Consider the following 23,013-nt stretch of genomic DNA (forward strand, 5'->3'; position numbering starts at 1 on the left):
CCGCTCATTACAACTGAAATAGGCAAATAGCGAATGGGTTATGAAATTTAAGAAAAGAAGGAGCCTTAATGGTTAAGCTGTTGAAATTTTTGCGGGGCGCCACGGTTTATGCTGTTTTAGCGCCCTTGATGATGATTTTGGAAGTATCCATGGACTTGATGCAGCCTAAACTCATGGCGGATATCATCGATATCGGCATTATGAATCAGGATGCTGACTACGTTTTTTCTACAGGGGTGAAAATGATCCTGGCAGCACTTCTCGGCTTAATAGGCGGCGCGGGCTGTTCCATATTTACCGCCATCGCGGCGATGAATATGGGAGAGAAATTGCGGCAGGCTCTGTTCGATAAAATACAAACCCTGGCCTTCCTGGAGATCGATAAATTTAAGACTTCGTCGCTGATTACGCGGCTGACCAATGACGTGTCGCAAGTTCAGAATATGGTAGGTCTGGTGCTGAGAAGTGCTTTTAGGGCACCTCTTTTATGTTTGGGCGGCATGATTATGGTTATCAGTTTAAGCCCCAAGCTGTCCATTGTATTTTTAGTGGCAGTGCCGGTGATTCTGATCGCCGCTGTCATCATTCTTAAAAAGTCGTTTCCGCTGTTTACGGCCGTACAGGCAAAGATAGACCGGATTAATACGGTTATGCGGGAAGGGATATTAGGGATCCAGGTCATTAAGGCCTTTACCATCGAGGCAAGGCAAGCGGCCAGATTTGAGGAAGCAAATGAGCATTTAATGCAGGAAGGCATCAAAGCGCAGAACATGAATATGATCCTTTGGCCGGTGGTCATGCTGGTTATGAATATAAGCATCATCGCCGTGTTGTGGTTTGGGGGCAATATGGTCAACCAGAGTACCCTGCCAATCGGGAAAATCGTGGCCTTTGTGAATTATCTCGTGCAAATCATGAACGCTTTGATCATGGTGGTGATGCTCGTTTTAAATTTTTCGCGGGCCAAAGCTTCTGCAGACAGAATCAATGATGTATTGGAGGCGGCGCCGTCCATTCAGGATCAGGCTTGTTCGCTTGGAATGAACGGCTTTGACATTGAATTCAAAAATGTTTTTTTTAAATACAATGAACACAGTGAATATGTATTGAACGATATATCATTGAAGATAAAAGCGGGTGAGAAGATTGGGATTATTGGCGCTACGGGTTCCGGAAAAAGCTCCCTTGTCCATTTGATTCCAAGGCTTTATGATGCCACAGCCGGACAAGTGCTGATCGGCGGCCTGGATGTTAAAAAGATAAAAATAAAAGAGCTGAGGGAAAATATCGGCGTGATCTTGCAGGACAGTATTTTGTTTTCGGGAACAATTGAAGAAAATCTAACGTTTGGCAGTTATCCGGCGGACGGGAAAGCAGTCGAGGCAGCAGCCCGTGCTGCCCAAGCCCATGATTTTATTATCGAAAAGGAAAACGCTTATCAAAGCCTTGTGGAGCAAAGAGGAAAGAATTTCTCCGGCGGGCAAAAGCAGCGTATTTCGATTGCCCGAACTCTACTAAGGAATCCCAGAATTCTGATCATGGATGATGCTGCCAGCGCTCTTGATATGGCAACTGAGGCAAAATTGCAAACCACGCTGAAGCAGAGAATGGCCAAGAGCACGGTACTCATGATCGCCCAGAGAATTTCCGGCGTTATGGATGCCGATAAGATTATCGTATTGGAAAACGGTAAAATAGCCGCTATGGGCACCCACCAGGAATTATTGGCAAAAAGTGAGATCTACCGCAGCATCGCAGTTTCACAACTGGGCGAGGAGATGCTTGCAAATGGTTAATGAAAGAGTGGCGCCGGTGGTGAGACCGGGGGATACGCGGGGCAATCCGCTGGGCAATCCGCTGGGCCGGTTCAATAAGCGGCCTGAAAAGCTTAAAAATGCCAGGGGCACGATTCTGCGGCTATTAGCGTATTTGGGCGGTAAAAAGAAGATAATCATCCTGACATTTCTGCTGTGTTTCCTCACAACGATCATCAGCATCATCGGCACACGCCTGAATGGATACGCCGTCGATCATTTTATCGAAAAAGGAGACATGCCCGGGCTGCTTAAGATTTGCATCATTTTAGCGGCCATCTATTGCGTGAGCGTTGTTTCAACCTATTTGCAGAACCGGTTTATGGTGGACATCGCCCAGCAGACTGCCGCGAAGATAAGAAGAGATTTATATCGCACTATCCAAATGCTGCCTTTGCCGTATTTTGATACCCATTCCAGCGGGGATTTGATGAGCAGGCTTACCAATGATGTCGACAATATTAATATGACGTTATCGCAAAGCATCACCCAGCTTTTTTCCGGCGCTGTAAACATTGTTGGCATGCTTGCGGCCATGCTGCTTTTAAGTCCGCTGCTCACCCTCGTAGGGTTAACAACCGTACCGCTGACGTTTTTGCTGACAAAGCTGATTATTAATAAAACCCAACCGTTTTTTATCAAGCAGCAACAGGAACTGGGCAATTTAAACGGATATATCGAAGAAGGAATATCGGGGCAAAAGCTGATTATCCTCTGCGGCCGGGAAGAACAGGCGAAGGCGGAGTTTGCCAAAATTAACAAAAGACTGACGAAAAGCGCTATTTTCGCCCAGGCTTTTTCCGGAATTATGGGTCCGGTTAATAACGCCGTTAATAACCTTACGTATTTCATAATTACTGTCAGTGGGGCTTATCTGATGTTTTCCGGCAGCAATATCACTGTCGGCGTGATCTTTACTTTTATCCTGTATATGAGAAACTTTACCCGCCCGCTCAATGAGACGCTGAATATCTTCAACACCATCCAATCGGCCCTGGCAGGGGCGGAAAGGGTATTTGAAGTGATGGATCAGCCGAAGGAGAACGATGCTGAGCAAGCAAAAGAGGTTTCCCGTTTACACGGCGAAATCATGCTGCAGCAGGTCAATTTTTCCTATACCAAGGAGAAGAGAATCCTGAAAAATGTGAGCTTAAAAGCTCGTAAAGGCCAGACCATTGCCATTGTAGGACCCACAGGTTCCGGGAAAACAACCCTGATCCATTTGCTGACCAGGTTCTATGATATTGACAGCGGCGAGATCCTCATTGATGGCGAGAATATCGACAATATGAAAAGAAGCAGCTTAAGAAGATCCATTGCCATGGTTTTGCAGGATACTTATCTTTTTTCGGAGAGCGTCCGGGAGAATATTCGGTATGGACGCTTAACCGCTACCGATGCAGAAGTTGAACAGGCTGCCAGGATAGCCTGTGCCCATCGCTTCATCAAACAGTTGCCGGAGGGCTATGATACGGTCCTGGCCGACAACGGCGGCAACCTGTCGCAGGGGCAGCGGCAGTTGTTGGCCCTTGCGCGGGCCGTATTGGCGCAAGCGTCTATTCTTATTCTGGATGAGGCGACTTCATCCGTAGATACCCGGACGGAAGCAGCGATCCAAAAGGCCATGCTGAACCTGATGCAAGGGAAAACAGCGTTTGTTATCGCCCATAGATTAAGCACCATAAGAAATGCCGATGAAATACTGGCCGTAAAAGACGGACAAATCATTGAGCGGGGAACCCATCAGGAATTGATGGCCCAGGGGAATTTTTATGCCGGACTTTATAACAGCCAGTTTAGGGGTGCGGATATGGATGTATTTAGAAGTTCCACTTGCTGAAGACACCTTAATTATAGCCGGTGGTGAGGCATTTTTTGAGCTTGTTAGGGAAAGGTAAAAGCGGATTACTGTAGTGGGTTGGTAAGTAAAAACCGTCACTGCTTGACTGTTGTCAGGGTGACGGTTTTTTGACGCTGGCAGGCACCGATTTCCTGATTGGTCAGCTCCAATATTTTCCAGCGCATTGCTGATTGTCAGTCATGACCGCGACTCTTCGGAGAGGTAACTTACTGAAAGCAGAAAACTTTACCGCTTTTCTTCCGCACCTGGCGTGTTCCTCTGTAGCGATTTATTAGCACCACCGCAAACATTATGGACAATGTAGTCTTGCTTTATAATAAATTCATATTTATAATTATTAAATTGTTATGAATATTTAACTATAGTATAGTGAATTTGTGATGTAATAATAGCAAAGGGGGAAAGAAAGTGGGAAAATTGAGTGAACAAGAATTCCAAGCTTATCTAAAACAGATCAGAGAATTAACAGAAGGCACATTCGATAAGATGCAAAAAGACATTGAGGTTACGAATGTGTTTCCCGAGGAATTTTATCAACTGGGCATTAAAAATAACCTGTATCGTTGCTCACTGCCAACGGAATACGGCGGTTGGGGCCTCTCTGAACTGGAAATTCTGAAGGTTCAAGAGGAATTTAGCCGCGGTCCCGGCGGCATGCGTATGCATCTGCACTATGCCATGGATCTGAACTGGCGTCCTTTGTACGACTTCGGCAGCAAAGAGCTTAAGGCCGAGTTAATGCCCGGTTTCCAGGACAGATCGGTCTTTACCTGCTGGGCCGTCACCGAGGAAACCGGCGGCACGGGCGCCGATATTAAAACAACGGCTGTAAAAGACGGTGACGATTATATCATTAACGGGGAAAAATTCTTAATCTCACACACTGACTGCTGCAATTATGCATATATTACTGTTCTTACTGATCCTAATGCCGATAAGGACCACCGTCTCTCCACCTTCATGGTGCCTTGCGCCACCCCGGGCTACGAAGTTACGCCTATGCCCCACATGATGGGGTGCCGCGGTTCAGGCCATACCGGCTTAAAGTTTACCAACATGAGAGTTAACAAGAAATATTTGCTCGGCAAAGAAGGCGATGGCCTTCATATCTCCATTCACTCGCTGTCTGTCTCCCGTGTCCACATCGCGGCCAGCAATTTGGGCATGGCTCAGCGTATGCTGGATATTTCCCTCAAGCGGGCCCATGATCGTATTACCTTTGGCAAGCCCATCATTGAACGCCAGGCTATCCGAATGAAGATTGCCGACATGGCTACCCATATCCATGCCCTGCGTACTATGGTGTATGATTTTGCTAAGGATTATGAACTGGATCCCCACGGGGAATACATTGAGGAAAAAGCGGCTATGTGCAAGCTGTTCAGCATCTGGGTTACCAAGGTGTGCGGCGATGAAATGCTGGAGATTTTCGGCGGCATTGGTTATTTCGAGGATTGCGAATATGGTCCTACTGAGCGCCTGTACCGCGACTCACGTGCCATGTGGCTGGAGGAAGGCACCCCCACCGTACAGCGCATTACCATTTCCCGCCAGACTATTAAACACGGCGGTCATTTAGAGTATCTGGATTAATCCTAAGCAATCTGCGGACATGCCGGAGGGCCATCAGTATCAAGCTGATGACCCTCTTAATACAATACGGAAAAAATTTAGCATCAAAGCCGGTTCTAACCCAATCCGGAATGTAGCCGGCCAGCTTCCCGCTGCTTAAGTGGCGGATTAAAATAGATTAAATGTATGGGGGGACCGGAGTTTGGCAAAGCAGGAATTCGGACCGCTAAGAAGCAGGGCAGCAAGAAAACCCTGGCCGGAATGTCCCGAGATTGTAATCTACCGCTGTAGTCATTGCGGCGGACTGTACCAGGGACTGAGCTATGACACGCCGGCTCAGGCGCCGGCCTGCTGTGACGCATCCATGGAGCGGCTAAAGCCGCTCCAGCTAATGGACCTGTCACCCGAAATTAATGTGGACTATAAAATTGTTGGCGGGTTCAATCAGAGCGCGGTGCAGGTATTCTGGGAAATGGAGCAACCAGAGGATAAACCAGAGTGGGTTTTGCTTAAAACTTTTACCGGCGGTTATCTCAAATATGTTACTGCCAGGAAGCGGCCGCCCCTGGTATTCCCCTTAGCCGACGAGGACGCCTATGTGTATTGCGGCAGGAGCATGTGCCAAGAATGTGTTTTTCGCTGCAAGCGAGGTTTTATTATTTATCTATATATCGAGCATAAGGGACTGCTGGCGGTGCCTGTGGAAAAGTTGGCGGGCTATTTTAAACTTTAGCCGGCTGTTGCCGGCAACGTATTTCTTTATTATGGTAGTGAACTTTCCGGCTGTCCAAGGGGAGGGCGGCGACAGTCCCGTATCCAGTGGATAAAAAAGTTTTTAAAGTTAGAAAGAACCGGGGACGGTCTTTTTTTTTGAAAAACCACCGAAAGAGTCCTAAGCGCTTTAGGCGTAAAGCGGACAATCGCAATGTTTTTTCGGGGCGCAGCCATAATTGTTCGCGCGGAAAGCATTGCAATGCCCATTCCTTCAGCCACAAGCCCCAGGCAGGTATCGGTATATTGCGTGTTATAGCCGAATTTCGGTTCAAATCCAGCCCGTTTACAAGCCTCAAGCGTATCCAGAAACAAGCCGGAGGCCCTGGAAAAGCAAATGAACATTTCTTGGGCAGCCTCGCGCAAATCAATGGCCCCCCTGGCCGCAAACGGGTGAGATGTGCTGGTGATCAGCACTATTTCATCATTGACCAGAGGATATGATTCTAAGGGAATCTTCCCGGGCTTGTATTTGTTGAAAGCGGTAAGAAATGCTACATCGATTTTACCGCTATACAGTAAGGGGTATAAATCAAAGCATTCCGCCTCATGAAAATCGAGGGATATTTTCGGATAGGTTTTCTGGAACTCGGCAATAAGCGAAGTGATACTATAAGCACCAAGCGCCGGCGTATTGCCAATGAATATTTGTCCACTTTCTCCGATTACATATTTTTGCATCGCAGTATTAATACCATCAATATTCTGCATGATTTTCTTAGCATTTTCAACAAATTCAATACCTGCCGGCGTCAAGTGAACTGAGCGTGTGGTTCTTCCGAATAAGATGATACCTAATTCATCCTCCAGTTTTTTTATTTGTTGTGATAAAGACGAGGGCGTTACACAAACTTCAGCGGCTGCACGGGAAAAGTTTTGGTGCTTGGCTACCGTCAAGACGTATTTAAGCTGATATATTTCCATAGCAGACTTCCTTTCTGTTGTCATAACTTAAAATGAATATTCTGTTAAAATTACCAATGTCCTGCTCGAAAAAATGATAGAGTGACTATTCTAAAAATGGTAAATATTTATCATAAATATTTATTCTTGCTGTTTTATAATCTATAATTATTAAGTTTGTCTAATGAATCTAAAAAAACTCCGATATTGCGCCGGATATGAACCTGCGTTTTTTGTTGCGTTTTTAAGTGCTGCTAATGTATAGGAATGACTATGTGATATAACTTCGCAATATTTTTAATATTTAAACTTAATTAATTGTTGCAAATTGTTAACTATAGTACATTAAACCTAGACACTAACCAGCGGGACAAATTAGTAACGAAAGAGAGTGAGAAAAGCTTTTAAATCCACATTTAGAAAATTGGACAAAAACTAGGTATTATTTAGTTAAAGGAGGAAAATTATGCATTCACAGACGGGGAATAAACGCTGGATGATTGTAGCTCTGATGTTGTTGAGCTATGCTGTTATGTATATCTGCCGCACCAGTATGTCTATTGCCGGGCCGGTAATGATGAAGGATTTTAATTGGAGCGCCACTCAGTTTGGTTTGGTCTCGACCGCATTTTTCATAGGTTATGCTCTCACCATGATGCCTGCCGGTTATTTGGCCGACCGGTTTGGCAGCGGAAAAATCATGGTATTTGGTATTTTACTGTACTCTTTATTTACTTTCCTTACCCCTTTTGGCGCCACAATCAGCATGCTGATCCTGCTGCGCGCCGTAGTGGGCATAGGACAGGGGGTAATTTTGCCTTGCAATGGCTCCTTGTTGGCGCAGTGGGTTCCCAAAAAAGAATCGGCAACGGCGCAGGGAATCGTTATGATTGGTACGCCTCTGGGAATAACGCTTACTATGCCGCTGGCAATTTTCTTTATGCAGCACTATGACTGGAAGACCGTGTTTTATGCGTTCGCTTTTTTGGGCCCAATTTGGATTTTGCTATGGAACCAGCTGGGAAAGAATAAACCGGAATTGCACCCATCCATAACCAGGGAAGAAGTAGAATATATCCGAGCCGACCAGGGATCCGCCCAAATAACGGACGCAGCGGCCAGCGTGACGCCGGGGGAGGTCTTCCGGAATGGATCGGTATGGACTTCCGCCTTGGCCTACTTTACCAGCAACTATCTCTTTTTTTTGTTCTTTGCCTGGCTACCGACCTATTTTGTAAATGGCCGTGGCTTTACCCTGGTTAAAAGTGGTTATATGACCATGATCCCCTATATGTTTGCTATGATCGCCTACCCACTTGGCGGAATTCTGGCCGACCGGGCCGCGAAAAAATTCGGCAATAATATGGGCAGGAAACTATTCCCCATTGTCGGGCTAATCGGAGCCGGAATCTTCCTGGTACTGGGGACCCGCGTGGCGAGTGCGGAGGGCGCTATCGCGCTTATCACCATCTCGATATTTTTCTTATCCATAACCCAGGCTCCTTTTTTCTCAATGCCGCCGATTTTTTCCGCCAAGAATGCAGGTAAGATTATTGGCTTATATGGCTTCTGCGGCACCTGCGCCGGTTTGACCGCACCGATATTAACCGGGGCTATTATCGACTATACCCAAAGTTATGATTATGCCCTGTTTTTTGGCGCTGCCGTAGCCGTAGCCGGTGCGATTATTCTCCTGACCCTCTGCAGTGTAAAAGCGGTCGAAAGCAAAGCCGTGGTTGAGGTTCCGCCGGCTGCTTCTAATCTTCCGTAAAATTCTGTCAGAGCAGGGTTTGTCCCTGGCTGCCGCGATACTCTCGCTCTATATGCTAAGACGACGGTACGTCCAGTTTCCCTACCCGGTTGATAAAACAGGTTTTACAAAGTGGGTGAGGAGGAGAATCAATGGCAAAGGTTGGAAATAAGCGCTGGGGGATTATTTTTCTGATTGTTCTCTGTTATGTGGTTTTATATATGGATCGTTCCTGTATGTCAATCGCCGGCCCTGTGATGATGCGGCACTTCAACTGGACCGCCACCGAGTACGGCCTGGTTTCCACCGCGTTTTTTATCGGCTATGGCTGTACCCAGCTTCTCGGCGGCTGGCTGGCCGACCGGTACGGCGGCGGTAAGGTTGTCATGATCGGGGCCCTATGGTGGTCTGTGTTCGTATTTCTGACTCCGTTTGGCTCAACCCTGGGCTTAATGATATTAATCCGCATTGCGATGGGGTGGGGTGAAGGTGTCACTTTGCCGGCCAATTCTTCCATAGTGGCGCAATGGATGCCCAAGAAAGAATCAGGGCTGGCCCAGGGTCTGTGCCTTATGGGCGTTCCCATCGGGATGGTCGTTACCATGCCGCTTTCCATCTGGATTATGCAAACCTATAGCTGGCAAATGATATTTTACTCTTTTGCCTTTATTGCGCCATTCTGGGTTTTACTGTGGTTAAAATATGGCGCCAACCGGCCGGAGCAGCATCCGGCAATCAGCCGGGAAGAGTTGGCTTATATCCGGGAGGATCAGGGTTCGCAGGATCCGGCGGCCTCCACGGCAAACCTGACTGCCCGGGATATATTTTCAACAAGTTCGGTGTGGAGCTGCGCAATTGCCTATTTTTGTGCCAACTACCTGCTATATTTGTTCATGACCTGGCTGCCTAATTACTTTGCATTAGGCCGGCACCTGGACATGACCAGGACAGGGCTATACTCCATGTTTCCTTATATTGTTGCCACTTTCACGTATCCGCTGGGGGGCTATTTAGCCGATCGCGCCGCTAAGAAATTTGGCGACAATATCGGCCGGAAGCTATATCCTATTGCCGGTATGATCGCCGCCGGTTTTTTGCTGGTAATTGGGTCCCAGGCCCCCAGCGCCGCTGCCGCCATGGCGCTCATATCAGCCTCCAATGGCCTGTTATGCCTGACTATGGGCGGGTTTTACTCAATGCCAATGGTCTTTTCTCATAAGAATGCCGGCAAAATAACCGGGTTATTTGCCACTTTCGCCACAATTGGCGGCATAAGCGCTCCCACCATAACCGGGTTTATTATTGATTATTTCGGCAGCTATGAGTATGCTTTGTTTTTAGGCGCCGGCATTGCCGTGGCGGGAGCCGTTATTTTACTTACAACCTGTAAAGTGGAGGCAATTAAAGTAAAAGCCGTAGCCGGCTGAGTTATTGCCAATGGCTCCTGCCCAGTCCCAATCATACTGAGCAGGAGCCAGTTCTATTCTAGTGCCTTGACAAAGTCCAATATTAGGTTAGACAACGCATCTTTTCCCGCCCTGCTGCGTTGTCGTCGCCTTACAGATTGCCGATCTGCGCGGCCCGTGCCAGTAATAAGAGGCCCATATCATACAGGTTCATTAAAGCAGATCTTAATGAATCAGTTAGCGTCCTCCGCCTTGCATTGCGAAACAATCTACGTTGTCTAAAACTAACAGCTAACTTTGCCAAGACACTAGGTTATTTTCAAACTAAGATTTGCTAGGCATGGTCGTGAGTTATGTCTATTTTGCTAACCGCCTTTGGCGGCGTTTTTTATTAATAAAGACAAGTGCAATAATTCAGTAATTTTAAATAATAAAAGTTTATGAAGAATAAGCCGGATGATTCCCGACTGATTAAAATAGCTAACAATTTACTATTGGTGTAGCTGTAATTAACACTAACATTTACTTTAGAATTATTAAATTGTTGGCAATATTTAACTAGAGTATAGTGAAGCTTGAGAAGTAAAGTGTTGAGGGGATGCCTTGTAGGAAAGCGGCAACTTCTTCAAGACCATGCGATGAGGTTGAACTTTAGGGACTAAAAACTAAAAAGGGGCTGAAAACATGAGTAATCCAGCTAAAGGAAATTGGGTGAATACTCTTCCCCTGCAAGGACAGGTTGCCATTGTAACCGGCGGCGGGACCGGGATTGGACGCGGCATTGCGGAAACTTTCGCGGCTGCCGGGTCCAAGGTAGTGGTGGCCGGACGCCGGGAAGATAAGCTGGCAGAAGTCTGCGCGGCAATTGAGGCCGGTGGCGGGGAAGCTCTTGGCATCCGTACCGACGTTACGGTCCAGGCAGATATTGATAACCTGGTGGAGCAGACCTGTAAGGCCTTTGGCACTGTTACTATTCTCGTTAATAATTCAGGTATGGCGCTGCCGCGGTGCAACACGCTGGAGGTGACCAGAGAAGACTGGGAAACACTCTTTGCCCTGAATATGACATCGGCTTTTTTCGTTTCCCAGGCCGTGGCGCGGGTTATGGCCAGGAATGGCGGCGGCCGTATTGTAAACATGACCTCGCAAAGAGGGATCAATGCCCTGCCGGGCATTGTCGCCTATTGCACTGCCAAAGGGGCCCTGATGGCCATGACCCGCGCGCTGGCCATCGATTTGGCGCCCAATAATATAAACGTGAACGCCGTAGCGCCCGGCTATGTTCAGACAGATATGGTCGCCGGATTACTGGCTGACCCGGAGCGGTTGAAATTTGTTATCGACCGTACGCCTTTGCGCAAAATGGGGACAGTGGATGAAATGGCCGCCGCCGTTTTGTATCTAGTCATTTCACAGTCATCGTATACCACCGGCCAGACCCTGATTCTGGACGGCGGCTGGTCCTGCTGGTAAGCCGGCGGGCGGCCGCAGGAGGCGCGAGCGCTGGGCAAAACCCACTCAAACATGAATAAACCAAGAGGAGATGATTTATTATGCAAGGCATGATGGATGCTGTTATCAAGACTAAGGCCGCTCCCGGTAGTATGGAATTTGCCTCTGTCCCCATTCCCAAGATTACCCCGGAGCAGGTGCTGATCCGGATCATGGCCAGCGGGATCTGCGGCACAGACCACTCCCTGTATCACTGGAACGAAGCCATTGCCAATTCTTATAAGCTGCAGTTTCCTTCTATCTTCGGCCACGAATTCTCCGGCGTCATTACCGAAGTGGGCAGCCAGGTCACAGGCATGGCTGTGGGCGAACGGGTTACTGTCAATCCCATACTTTATTGCGGCCAATGCAGCTATTGCGCCGAAGGCATTATCAATATCTGTGACAACCGCCCCTTTTTAGGGACTGATTATAACGGCGGCTTTGCCCAGTATGTTGCTGTGCGGGCCCAGAATATAATCAAACTGCCTGATTCGGTAAGCTTCAAATCCGGCGCTTTAATGGAACCGCTTTGCGTTGCCATCCATGCAGTGGAAAGGGTCAAGCCGGCCTTTGGCGAGACGGCCGTTGTTATTGGCCCGGGTGCCATTGGGTTGTTAATGCTGTTGGTTCTGAAAAATATGGGCGTCGGCAAGGTAATAGTAACCGGTGCGGGTGCGGACAAGGAGAGACTGGCGACAGCAGCCGCCTTAGGCGCCGATTGCACGATTAATGTAGATGAGCAGGAGCCTGTGGCCAGAGTAAGAGAGCTTACCGGCGGCAGAGGGGCCGACGTGGTTTTGGACGCCGCCGGTCATCATTCCGTAGTGTCGCAGGCAGTTCAGATGGTAGCCAAGCACGGTAAGATCGGGGTATCCGGCCTGCCGGCCAAGCCCAGCGAGCTGCTGATGACGCAAATTGCCATGCGGGAAATCAGCATTGTCGGCAACCGGGCTTACGAACGCAAGACCTGGTTCCAGGCCGCCAAGATGATTGACGGCGGATTGAACGTCGAACCAATCGGCACCCATACGCTTCCACTTAAGGATTGGGAAAAAGGTATGGAGCTGCTTGACCGGAGAGAGGGATTGCGGATCATTCTGGAGCCCTGATTTGTTGCGGAATGACACGACAGTAAACTTGGTCCCAAAATAGCTTGGGGCCAAGTTTACTGTTCAGCAGCCATCGATCAACCGCATGTAGAAAAGGGGGAGGATTATACTTATGAGTGCAAAGTCGTTTGCCGGCCTGAAAGTTCTTGACTTAACACGGTATTTGCCGGGCGGGTATGCAACCCAGGTATTTGCCGATCTGGGGGCGGAAGTAATCAAAGTGGAAGAGATCGCAAAAGGCGATTTTTGCCGGGGAGATGAGCCTAAAATCAATGATGTCAGCTACTATTTTGCCGCCTTATGCCGCAACAAAAAAAGCCTGGCTATCAATCTCAAAAATGACGACGGCCGGCAAATCTTCAGGCGGCTGGCGGCAGAGGCCGATATAATCATTGAAAATTTCCGGCCCGGCGTTACCGGGCGGTTGGGCATTGATTATGAGGCAATCAAGCAGATAAACCCTGCTGTCATTTATTGCTCTTTGTCCGGCTTCGGACAGAACAATCCGTTAAGCGTCAAAGCCATTCATGATTTAAACCTGCAGGCGTTGAGCGGTTATTTGTCACTCAACGGCGGCAAACCTTCGCCGATCCATTTAGTGGACGCGGCCACCGCCATGGTTGGGGCGATGGGAATTCTTACCGCCCTGTTTCACCGTGAAGTGACCGGGGAAGGGCAATATGTGGATGTATCCATGTTCGAAGCCTTTGTCTGGTGGCTTAGTCTGCTCTATAGCAGATTCCACTTCCAGGGAAATGAGATTTCCCCGGAAACCATAGAATATCCGGCGCTTTGCTACAACACCTATGAAACCAAGGACAAAAAGCTGCTGGCCTTTGGTATGGTGGAAGATAAATTCTGGAAAGAGTTTTGTGAAAATACCGGCCTGGAAGAGCTAATTCCCAAACAATTTTTGCGGCGCCAGGAGGATCCGGCGGCGTGGGAAGCAATGTGCGCCCTGGTCGCGGGCAAGACCCGGGCGGAGTGGCTGGAGTGGCTCAATGGCCGGGATATTTGCATCACTCCGGTCAAGACCATGGGCGAGGCCGTACAGGATATTCTGACGGCCAATACCGGGATCATGAATTATCTGGAGTTCCCGGTGGTTGGCAGGATACTGCAAACAGGCCTGCCGTTAAACCTTTCGGCCCTGCCGGTATCGCTGCCGGCGGCCACGCCGCCTCCGGCCTTGGGAGAGCACACTAAAGAACTGTTAACGCGCCTGGGGTTCAGCGAAGGCGAGATTAAAGCCCTGGCCAAGCAGGGCGTGGTTGGCGGTCTGTAAATGGAAAGCCCGCCAGCCGTTCATGATCTGCGTTCTGCCCTGGCTTTGCTCAGAACAGTTCCCGGCCAGCTTATAGAAACGGCTGAACCGGTAGATCCATTTGCCGAGATTTCCGGGGTGTATCGCCATGTCGGCGCCGGCGGCACGGTGGCCCGCCCGACCGGAAAAGGACCGGCCATGCTGTTTACTAATGTAAAAGGGCATAAAAACGCCAGCGTGGCTATCGGACTTTTAGCCAGCCGGGAGCGAGTGGGCCTGCTGCTTAACTGCACGCCGGAGCGGCTTGGCTTTCTGTTAAAGGAAGCCGTGATGCAGCCGCTTGTGCCGGTAACTGTTTCATCTGCCAAGGCCGTGTGCCAGGAAGTCGTTCACTATGCCGGCGATCCGGATTTTGACATCCGCACCTTGCTGCCGGCGCCGACCAATACGACAGAAGATGCCGGCCCGTACATTACTCTGGGCATGTGCTATGCCAGCGATCCCGAAACCGGTGATTCGGACGTTACCATTCACCGTCTCTGCCTGCAAGGCAAGGATGAGATTTCCATATATTTCGTGCCAGGCCGTCATCTGGACGTGTTCCGGCGCAAAGCGGAAGCGGCGGGAAACCCTTTGCCGATCTCGGTCAGTATTGGCGTCGATCCGGCCATCGAAATCGCCGCTTGCTTTGAGCCGCCGACCACGCCGCTGGGCTTTAATGAACTGAGCATTGCCGGCGGTATTCGCAACAAGGCGGTGGAGATGGTTGACTGCCTGAGTGTAAAAGAAAAGGCAATTGCCCATGCGGAATATGTAATTGAAGGGGAATTACTGCCCGATGTGCGGGTGGCCGAGGATCAAAATACCAATACGGGTAAGGCCATGCCGGAGTTTCCCGGTTACACCGGCCCTGCCAACCAGTCACTGCCTGTTATTAAAGTCAAGGCTATTACCCATCGACGCCACCCTATCATGCAAAGCTGCATCGGACCCAGTGAGGAGCATGTCAGCATGGCCGGCATTCCGACCGAAGCCAGCATTCTGCTGATGACCGAGCGCGCCATGCCGGGCCGGGTGCTGAATGTATATGCGCATGCCGCCGGCGGCGGCAAGTATATGGCGGTACTTCAGTTCAAAAAGACAGTACCGGCCGACGAAGGCCGGCAGCGCCAGGCTGCATTGATTGCCTTGGCCGCTTTTTCGGAATTGAAGCATATCATTCTTGTCGACGAAGATGTCGACATTTTTGACAGCAACGATGTGTTGTGGGCGCTGAATACACGCTATCAGGGCGATGTCGACACCATTTTTCTTCCCGGTGTACGCTGCCACCCGCTGGATCCTTCCCAGTCGCCGGCATTCAGCCCCGGTATCCGGGACAAGGGGATTTCCTGCAAAACAATCTTTGACTGCACGGTTCCATTCAAACTTAAAAGCCAGTTTGTCCGCGCCCGCTTTTTGGATATAGATCCTTCCCGTTTTGCGCCCGGGCTATTTAATAGCAACCGGTGATTCATTAGTATGACTAATGAGCCGGTTATTATTTAATTCAGCTTCAAAATTATTAGATAATTTAAAAATGTTAAATTGTTGTCAAAAATGAAGTGTAATATATTGAACATGGCAAGAGCAAACGGCCGGTTTCCAGTTGACAGCCGCCGAGGGGGCCGTCAGGGACGTTGCGGTTATAAATCTGTTTTTGCCGTTACATTATATGTTTTTGGGGGGATTTATTATGGGACACATATTAACAGCCGAGCAAAAAGAACTGGTCGAAATGGTAAGAAACTTTGCGGCTAAAGAAGTAAAACCGCATGTTAAAGAGCTTGACGAAAAAGGCGAATTTCCGTTGGCCCTTCTCAGGCAGGCTTTTGACATGGGCCTGCATTGCCTGGAAATACCTGAGGAATATGGCGGCTCCGGACTGGATTATCAGACAACCGCCGTCATCTTCGAGGAACTGGCCAAAGTGGACGCCGGCTATGCTATTTCGCTTGTCACCACCTTTGTTGCGCTACGGACGGTTATTATGGCTGGCAATGAAGCCCAGAAGAAGCTGTTTGCCGACATTATCGTGCCGGGGGCCTTCGGCGCCTTTTGCCTGACAGAGCCCAATTCCGGCTCGGACGCCGGGGCAATGCGGGCTACCGCCGTCAGAGACGGCGATGAGTATATAATTAACGCCAATAAGTGTTTTGTTACCAACGGGGGCGTAGCCGACGTATACGTGGTATTCGCCGCTACCGACAAGAGCAAGGGTATTAAGGGGATATCGGCCTTTATCGTGGAACGAAACCGTCCGGGCATTACCGTTGGCAAGCATGAAGACAAAATGGGCCTGAGGCTGTCAAACACTACCGATGTAACCTTTACCGACGTGAGAGTTCCGAGCGGCCATCGGCTGGGAAAAGAGGGAACAGGCTTTACCACGGCTATGAATACCCTGAATGTGTCCCGGGCTTTTGTTGGCGCTTTGGCTGTCGGCATCTGCCAGGCCGCCATTGACGAAGCCGTGAAATACGCCAAGGAAAGAGTGCAGTTCAAAAAGCCTATCGGCCAGTTCCAGGCTGTGCAAATGCTGCTGGCCGATATGGAAATTCAGACTGAGGCCGCCCGGCAATTGGTTCGCCATGCCATGGTTTTAATGGATGACAATAAGCCTGTTGTCAAAGAAGGCTCAATTACCAAAACCTTCTGCGGCGATACCGTGGTGAGGGTTACTACCGACGCCGTTCAGATTTTTGGCGGCTACGGCGTCAGCAAAGAATATCCGGTTGAAAAACTGATGAGAGATTCCAAAGTATTCCAAATATTTGAAGGCACAAATCAAATTCAAAGAGTAGTCATTGCCAGAGAAATGCTAAAGTAATTTTATTCACATATTTGACGTAAGGAGAGGAACTGCTTAATGAATATTTTAGTTTGTGTCAAGCAAGTGCCGGATACTACGGAAATAAAGATCGATCCGGTGACAAACACCCTGATTCGAAGCGGTGTGCCAAGCATTGTCAACCCGTTTGACGCCAATGCCCTGGAAGCAGCGGTGCAGCTCAAGGAAGCCCACGGCGGCGCTGTCACCGTCCTCAGCATGGGACCCGAGCAAGCCAAAAATGCCTTGCGGGAATGTCTGGCACTCGGAGCCGACAAGGCAGTGCTGCTCAGTGACCGGCTGTTTGGCGGCTCAGATACCCTGGCAACAAGCTACATACTGGCAACCGCTATCAAAAAGCTTGGCAATTTCGATTTGATTCTATGTGGCAAGCAGGCTATTGACGGCGATACCGGCCAGGTTGGACCGGAAATAGCGGAACATCTAGGCAGCGCGCAAGTAACCTTCGCCGCCAGGCTGGAGGTTAACGCAGGCAGTATTACCGTCAACCGGGAGCATGACGAAGGCTATGAAATCGTGGCAGCCAAACTGCCGGCAGTAGTTACAGTGGTAAAATCAATTAATAAGCCCAGATACCCGTCGATCAAGAGTAAAATGGCGGCCAATAAAGCAGAGATACAGGTGCTAATGGCTGCCGATTTGCCGGAAATCGACACGGCGCGCATCGGCCTTAAGGGCTCGCCCACCAAGGTGAAGAAAACCTTCACGCCGCCCCGCAAGGAATCCGGCATCAGGATTGAAGGAGAAGCAGGCTGCGAATGCGCGTTGAAGCTGCTAGGAAAGTTAACGGAAGCCAAGCTGGTTTAAAGGAGTGGTGAGGATGAATATTGCTGATTATAAACATGTATGGGTATTTATTGAGCAGGCCCGCGGTGAAGCTAAAAATGTGGGTTTAGAGCTTTTAAACCAGGGCAGGATTCTGGCCGGGGCGCATAATGAGAAGCTGATTGGCGTAGTCATAGGCCAGGAGGCGACAGCAGCCGTCCAGGCAGCTATTGCCTACGGCGCCGACGAGGTCATTCTGGTAGAGGGTGAGGAATATAACGACTACAATACCGATGGCTACACCAATGTAATGGTCAAGCTGATCGAAAAGTATAAGCCCTCGGTGTTGCTAATCGGGGCTTCCAATAATGGTAGGGATTTAGGCCCGCGGGTAGCCGGCCGGCTGGCTACCGGCCTGACAGCCGACTGCACCGGCCTGGGGATTAACGAAGAAACCGGCGACGTCGCCTGGACCAGGCCGGCATTTGGCGGCAATCTGATGGCTACTATCCTGTGTTCCGGCACCCGGCCGCAAATCGGCACGGTAAGGCCCGGCGTATTTAAAAAAGCCTGCCCTGATCCTGCTCGGAAGGCGCCCGTCATCAGGGAAGAGATTAGAACCCCTGCCGCCGAAATCCGCACTAAGGTTATAGGTTTTATCAAAACCGCGGGTGCGGCGGCCGTTAATCTGGAGGCGGCCGAGATCATAGTTTCCGGCGGCAGAGGTATGGCTAAGCCTGAGAATTTTGCCCTGCTGAAAGAACTGGCCGAGCTCCTGGGCGGCGCCGTGGGGGCATCCAGGGCTGCCGTGGACGCCGGCTGGATGCCGCCGTTGCAGCAGGTAGGCCAGACGGGAAAGACGGTCGGTCCCCGAATATATATTGCCTGCGGCATTTCCGGGGCGATTCAGCATCTGGCCGGAATGTCGTCCTCCGATATTATTGTGGCCATCAATAAGGACCCGGACGCTCCCATCTTCGATATTGCCGATTATGGCGTTGTCGGTGATTTATTTGAGGTTCTTCCCGTATTGATTGAAGAGATCAGGAAACTTAAAGCAAGTTAAATTTCCTTGCTCTGATCTTACCTAATTAAAAAAGCAGCGGGGAGTTGAGCGGAATGTCGGCAGGGCTTAGGATTAACGAATCCCGGAAGCGGGAATACCGTCGGCGAGGCTACTGGGGCGATGCCACCCTGATTGATTACTGGAACCTGTCGGTGTTGAGTTCGCCGGAAAAGACGGCGGTAATTGACTTCCAGGGAACGCGTTATACCTATGCTGAACTTGATGACGCCGCCGGCAGGGTAGCCTCTTTTTTGCAAGCGACGGGAGTGGCGCCAGGCGATTTTGTTTCTTTGCAAATGCCCGGCTGGGCTGAATTTACTGTAATCTATATAGCCTGTCTGAAAGCGGGAGCGGTTGTCAATCCCGTTCTGCCATGTTACCGTGCGGACGAACTACGATATATCCTGAATAAATGTGAAACTAAAATACTTTTTTTCCCATCTGAGTTTCGGCGGTTTGACTATCTGCCCATGGTACGGCTGCTGTTTCCCCAGGTTCCCAGCTTAAAGGAAGCGGTGGCGGTGGAAAAAGGAAAGGCGGCGTCCGGAGGCTGGACATTAAGCCGGATCATCCGGAGCTACCCGCCGCTGGCCGTGCATAGCGAACGCCGGGCGGATGATTTGGCGGCAGTTTTGTTTACTTCAGGCACGGACGGCTTTCCCAAAGGGGTTATGTTTACCCACAATACTATTATTGCGAGCGAGAAGGCCTTTGCCGCCGCCTTGAATTTCAACTATCTTGACGTCATGCTGATGATGGCGCCCCTGGCTCATGCCACCGGCTTTCACCACGGCGTGACAGCCCCTTTTCTGTTCGGTGCCAAAAGCGTGCTTCAGGATATATTTACCGCCTGTGCCAGCCTGGCCTTAATCGCGCGGGAACAGTGCACCTGCAGCATGGGCGCCACGCCCTTTGTCCACGATATCCTTCACTCTCTTAAAAGCGGGAGCTATGATATATCCTCCCTGCGCTTCTTTTTGTGCGGCGGCGCTCCCATTCCCCGGCACCTGGTTAAAGAAGCCGGGGAAGCAGGACTGCAGGTCAGGGGGGTTTACGGGTCGACCGAGAGTATACCGCATACGGCCGTACGGCTCCATGATTCCCCGGAGAAAGTGATCAATACCGATGGTGCGGCCGTACCAAGCGTGGAGATAAAGGTGGTGGATGCGGCCCGGCAGCCGGTGCCGGCAGGCGGCGAAGGCGAAGAAGCCTCCCGCGGACCCAATGTCTTTGTGGGCTATATGAAGGAGCCCGAGCTAACGGCACAGGTCCTGGACGAGGAGGGCTGGTACTACAGCGGCGACCTCTGCTGCATGGATGAGGACGGCTATATCAGGATTACCGGCAGGAAGAAGGACGTAATCATTCGCGGCGGGGAAAATATCAGCAGTGTTGAAGTTGAAAATATTTTACTCCAAATGCCGGCGATCCGGGCCGCTGGGGTCGTGGCTATGCCGGATCCCAGACTGGGGGAAAGAATTTGCGCCTATGTGGTTTTAGAAGCGGGGGAAGAGGGACTTTCCCTGGCCGACATCCAGTCTTTTTTTGCGGAAAAAAAAGTGGCCAAGTGCAAATACCCTGAGCGTCTGGAGCTAGTAGACAACCTTCCCAGGACGGCATCAGGCAAGATCCAAAAGTTTGTATTGCGTCAGGAGATTGAAAATAAGCTAAACCGGCAAATGTTGGCCGACTGACATTGGCCTAGCTGATAAAGGAGCGAGTTTACACATATGAACGGTTTAGAGGGAATACGGGTAGTTGAGCTGACCTCCTATGTGGCGGCACCGGCCTGTCCGAGAATTCTTGGCGAAATGGGTGCGGAAGTCATTAAGATTGAACCATTTACCGGCGATGAACAACGAACTCAGGGCCCCGGCTTTGGTATGAAACGGAATGACAACGAAGATCCTGCCTTTGATATGAGCAGTCTTAACAAGAACTGGCTTAGTGTGAATCTCAAAAACCCTGCCGGCCTTACCTTCGTCTATAAGCTGGTGGAAAGCGCCGATATTGTTGTCACCAGCTTCCGGGATAAAGCGTTGGTAAAACTGGGCCTGGATTATGAGACCCTCAGCGCCAGATTTCCCCATATCGTTTACGGGCATATGCGCGGCTACGGCGAGAGAGGGCCGGAAAAAGATTCCAAGGGCTTTGATGCTACCGCCTATTCGGCCCGCGGCGGCCTGATTACCAGCTTTCCGCAGAAGGGCGAGAGTCCGGTCAACGTGCCGGCGGCCTTTGGCGACTTCAATGCGTCCGTTGCTTTAACCGCCGGCGTCTTAGCCGCCCTGGTCAACAAGCAGAGAACCGGCAGGGGTGACAAGGTAGTTGTCAATCTCTATCACATGGCCGTCTGGGCAATGCAGATTGCTATGGTTTCCCGCCAGGCCGGTGCCGAGTACCCCAGATCAAGAAAAGAGGTTCCCTGTCCTACCAATAATTGCTATAAATCCCGGGACGATATCTGGTTCCTCATCTGCAACGGCAACTACAATAAATATTTTGACGAAATGTTTATTGCATTTGGTCTTGAACATCTTGTTGGCAACACTGATTATAATACGCTGGAGGTAATAGGCGAGCATAAGCGCACGGGGGAAGTAATTGCCATGCTGGAAGCAGCGTTTGCTAAAAAAACCTTTGCCGAATGGGAAGCTATTTTTAGAAAGCACGAGATTCCCTACCAAAAATGCCATACCATTGATGATGTTCTTGCCGACGAGGAAGCTTACGCGAACGACATTTTGCGACCTTTATATTACCAAGAGTTTGGCAGGCGGGTTATTCCTACAAGTCCAATCAGACTGGCGAGTGTCGGCGACCCCGAGCTTATAACGTCTAAGCCAATCGGCTACCACACTCGTGAGTACCTGCTGAAATATGGCTATTCTGAGCAGGATGTTGCTAAATTGGAAGCAGCCGGCGCCGTTAAATGCTTTCGAGGATAGTTGTATCGAGCGGCTTGAGGCTGCGGCAAAGATTGTTTTTAACACGATGATTGCCTCTATTTATCCATTGCAAACCAGCGGGGAAACGGGCATATAAAAGGAGCAGGCCGGTTTTATTTTTACCAAACCGGCCTGCTCCTAATTGGGCTGGCAGAAATTCGCTTTTACGCTATACACTAAAATGAATCGCTGATTTCGGAGTGCTTCCTTACCGTTAAAAAACGGGCAACATCAAAAAAATTTATCATGAAGCGATATAGCTGGAACCTGACGAATGCTGGCAATAACGCTAAGCGCAATCGTCCTGGCATGAAGGCTGGGATGGCTTGGCCGGCAGCGCTGATAAAAATTTTTTATTATAAAAGGAGGAATTTTATTAATATGGTAGAATATTGTAAAATATAAAAGATATTCTGAAAAATGTGATTTGGGAGAATGCTATGAAATCGAACAAACAGCTGGAGACACATATTCCGTTAGTGAATTTTATTGCCGATATTATCGGGCCGCAATGTGAAGTGCTTTTGCATGATGTTGTTGATGTGCAAAACTCGGTAATAGCCGTCCGCAACGGCTATATAAGCGGGCGGCAGCTGGGGTGCCCGTTGACTGATTTTGGTTTGGAATTGCTGGAGAACAAAATCTATCTGAAACATAACGCCATTGTCAACTATTTAAGCCGTACTGCCAGCGGCGAGAAATTAAGGTCATCCACTTATTTTATTAAAGATGAAAACGATGAATTAATTGGCATGCTGTGCGTCAATATTCTCGTTTCTCCCGATAACCAGGTGGTGAAGGACCTGACAGACAAACTCGTCAATGTTTTATTTGCCAATAACGGGGGCGGCAATACACCTGGGCAGGAAAATGAGAAAGTCGTAGAATCGCTGCACTCCTCGATTGAAAATGTGGTGGAATCGGCCATAAGTAAAGTCCTTGACACCTATGACATCCCGGTGGAGCGGATGTCGATTGAGGAAAAAACCGCTATCGTACAGAAATTAAACGCAAATGGCATCTTCAAGATCAAAGGCGCCATTACCAAAGTGGCTAGCACATTACAGACCTCAGAAAGTACTATCTACCGCTATCTTTCCTCCAAATAGCCGGCTAGACGGCAGTGCGGAAGTGGCCGGGTGAAGTAAACAATACTTCACCGCTGCCGGCTTTTGTGCCTGGAATTTTGGCCTCATATGATAAGGAATTAATTTTTTTTGCGTATTTATAATAAAAAAAAATTATCATAAAAATAATTTATTATAAATTTAATATTTTTACAGCCTGGCAGTCTAATACGGTATACATGGTATGTGGAACCTACCTTTATGCTGTATTTGGGAGACAAATAAATGTCTCAAATATAAACAGACTGAAAGTTATCCCGATCAAACTACTAA

At 49.5% G+C, this 23,013-nt stretch carries 17 protein-coding genes; 16 read left to right on the forward strand and 1 reads right to left on the reverse strand.

Translation table 11 applies throughout. The features are described 5' to 3' along the window. Positions 1–68 precede the first annotated feature (68 nt). The 4 genes from SPTER_RS24155 to SPTER_RS24170 all read left to right on the forward strand — a co-directional run bounded on the left by SPTER_RS24155 (position 69) and on the right by SPTER_RS24170 (position 5,980). Positions 69–1,796, forward strand: coding sequence for an ABC transporter ATP-binding protein (locus tag SPTER_RS24155; RefSeq protein WP_144353118.1), 1,728 nt, complete (start codon positions 69–71; stop codon positions 1,794–1,796). Then, on the forward strand, positions 1,789–3,654 hold the full coding sequence (locus tag SPTER_RS24160; RefSeq protein ID WP_144353119.1) for an ABC transporter ATP-binding protein: 1,866 nt from the start codon (positions 1,789–1,791) through the stop codon (positions 3,652–3,654). The genes SPTER_RS24155 and SPTER_RS24160 overlap by 8 nt, the downstream gene beginning before the upstream one ends. Positions 3,655–4,083: 429 nt before the next feature. Beyond that, positions 4,084–5,268, forward strand: coding sequence for an acyl-CoA dehydrogenase family protein (locus tag SPTER_RS24165; protein ID WP_144353120.1), 1,185 nt, complete (start codon positions 4,084–4,086; stop codon positions 5,266–5,268). A gap of 181 nt (positions 5,269–5,449) precedes the next feature. Further along, the gene (locus SPTER_RS24170; RefSeq protein ID WP_144353121.1) at positions 5,450–5,980 is read left to right on the forward strand and encodes a hypothetical protein; all 531 of its coding nucleotides are present in this window, start codon (positions 5,450–5,452) and stop codon (positions 5,978–5,980) included. A 29-nt stretch (positions 5,981–6,009) separates the two neighbouring features. Here the strand turns inward: SPTER_RS24170 and SPTER_RS24175 are convergent, their stop codons facing one another. Further along, complete coding sequence (locus tag SPTER_RS24175) at positions 6,010–6,942, reverse strand: LysR family transcriptional regulator (protein ID WP_170233422.1); 933 nt, start codon at positions 6,940–6,942, stop codon at positions 6,010–6,012. A 445-nt stretch (positions 6,943–7,387) separates the two neighbouring features. On the opposite strand from SPTER_RS24175, the gene SPTER_RS24180 reads away from it, so the two are divergent. From SPTER_RS24180 to SPTER_RS24235, 12 genes are all read left to right on the forward strand, one after another. Next, positions 7,388–8,692, forward strand: a complete 1,305-nt coding sequence (locus SPTER_RS24180; protein ID WP_144353123.1) for an MFS transporter — start codon at positions 7,388–7,390, stop codon at positions 8,690–8,692. A gap of 131 nt (positions 8,693–8,823) precedes the next feature. Next, on the forward strand, positions 8,824–10,098 hold the full coding sequence (locus tag SPTER_RS24185; protein WP_144353124.1) for an MFS transporter: 1,275 nt from the start codon (positions 8,824–8,826) through the stop codon (positions 10,096–10,098). A gap of 663 nt (positions 10,099–10,761) precedes the next feature. Next, positions 10,762–11,550, forward strand: a complete 789-nt coding sequence (locus SPTER_RS24190) for an SDR family NAD(P)-dependent oxidoreductase (RefSeq protein WP_144353125.1) — start codon at positions 10,762–10,764, stop codon at positions 11,548–11,550. An 80-nt stretch (positions 11,551–11,630) separates the two neighbouring features. Beyond that, the gene (locus SPTER_RS24195) at positions 11,631–12,680 is read left to right on the forward strand and encodes a zinc-dependent alcohol dehydrogenase (RefSeq protein WP_144353126.1); all 1,050 of its coding nucleotides are present in this window, start codon (positions 11,631–11,633) and stop codon (positions 12,678–12,680) included. Positions 12,681–12,792: 112 nt separating this feature from the next. Beyond that, on the forward strand, positions 12,793–13,965 hold the full coding sequence (locus tag SPTER_RS24200) for a CaiB/BaiF CoA transferase family protein (protein WP_144353127.1): 1,173 nt from the start codon (positions 12,793–12,795) through the stop codon (positions 13,963–13,965). Continuing rightward, entirely contained in the window at positions 13,966–15,456 is a 1,491-nt protein-coding gene (locus SPTER_RS24205) for a UbiD family decarboxylase (protein ID WP_144353128.1), read from the forward strand. Positions 15,457–15,679: 223 nt separating this feature from the next. After that, complete coding sequence (locus SPTER_RS24210; protein ID WP_144353129.1) at positions 15,680–16,813, forward strand: acyl-CoA dehydrogenase family protein; 1,134 nt, start codon at positions 15,680–15,682, stop codon at positions 16,811–16,813. A 39-nt stretch (positions 16,814–16,852) separates the two neighbouring features. Further along, a complete protein-coding gene (locus SPTER_RS24215) occupies positions 16,853–17,641 on the forward strand; it encodes an electron transfer flavoprotein subunit beta/FixA family protein (protein ID WP_144353130.1) in 789 nt (262 codons plus the stop codon). 13 nt (positions 17,642–17,654) lie between these two features. Next, complete coding sequence (locus SPTER_RS24220) at positions 17,655–18,665, forward strand: electron transfer flavoprotein subunit alpha/FixB family protein (protein ID WP_144353131.1); 1,011 nt, start codon at positions 17,655–17,657, stop codon at positions 18,663–18,665. A 53-nt stretch (positions 18,666–18,718) separates the two neighbouring features. Beyond that, positions 18,719–20,359 carry a medium-chain fatty-acid--CoA ligase gene (fadK, locus tag SPTER_RS24225; protein ID WP_144353132.1) on the forward strand — a complete coding sequence of 547 codons (1,641 nt, stop codon included), beginning with the start codon at positions 18,719–18,721 and terminating at the stop codon, positions 20,357–20,359. A gap of 36 nt (positions 20,360–20,395) precedes the next feature. After that, entirely contained in the window at positions 20,396–21,613 is a 1,218-nt protein-coding gene (locus SPTER_RS24230) for a CaiB/BaiF CoA transferase family protein (RefSeq protein WP_144353133.1), read from the forward strand. A 440-nt stretch (positions 21,614–22,053) separates the two neighbouring features. Then, entirely contained in the window at positions 22,054–22,722 is a 669-nt protein-coding gene (locus SPTER_RS24235) for a helix-turn-helix transcriptional regulator (RefSeq protein WP_144353134.1), read from the forward strand. The last annotated feature ends 291 nt before the right edge of the window (positions 22,723–23,013 follow it).

Source organism: Sporomusa termitida, from assembly GCF_007641255.1.
GTDB lineage: Bacteria > Bacillota > Negativicutes > Sporomusales > Sporomusaceae > Sporomusa > Sporomusa termitida.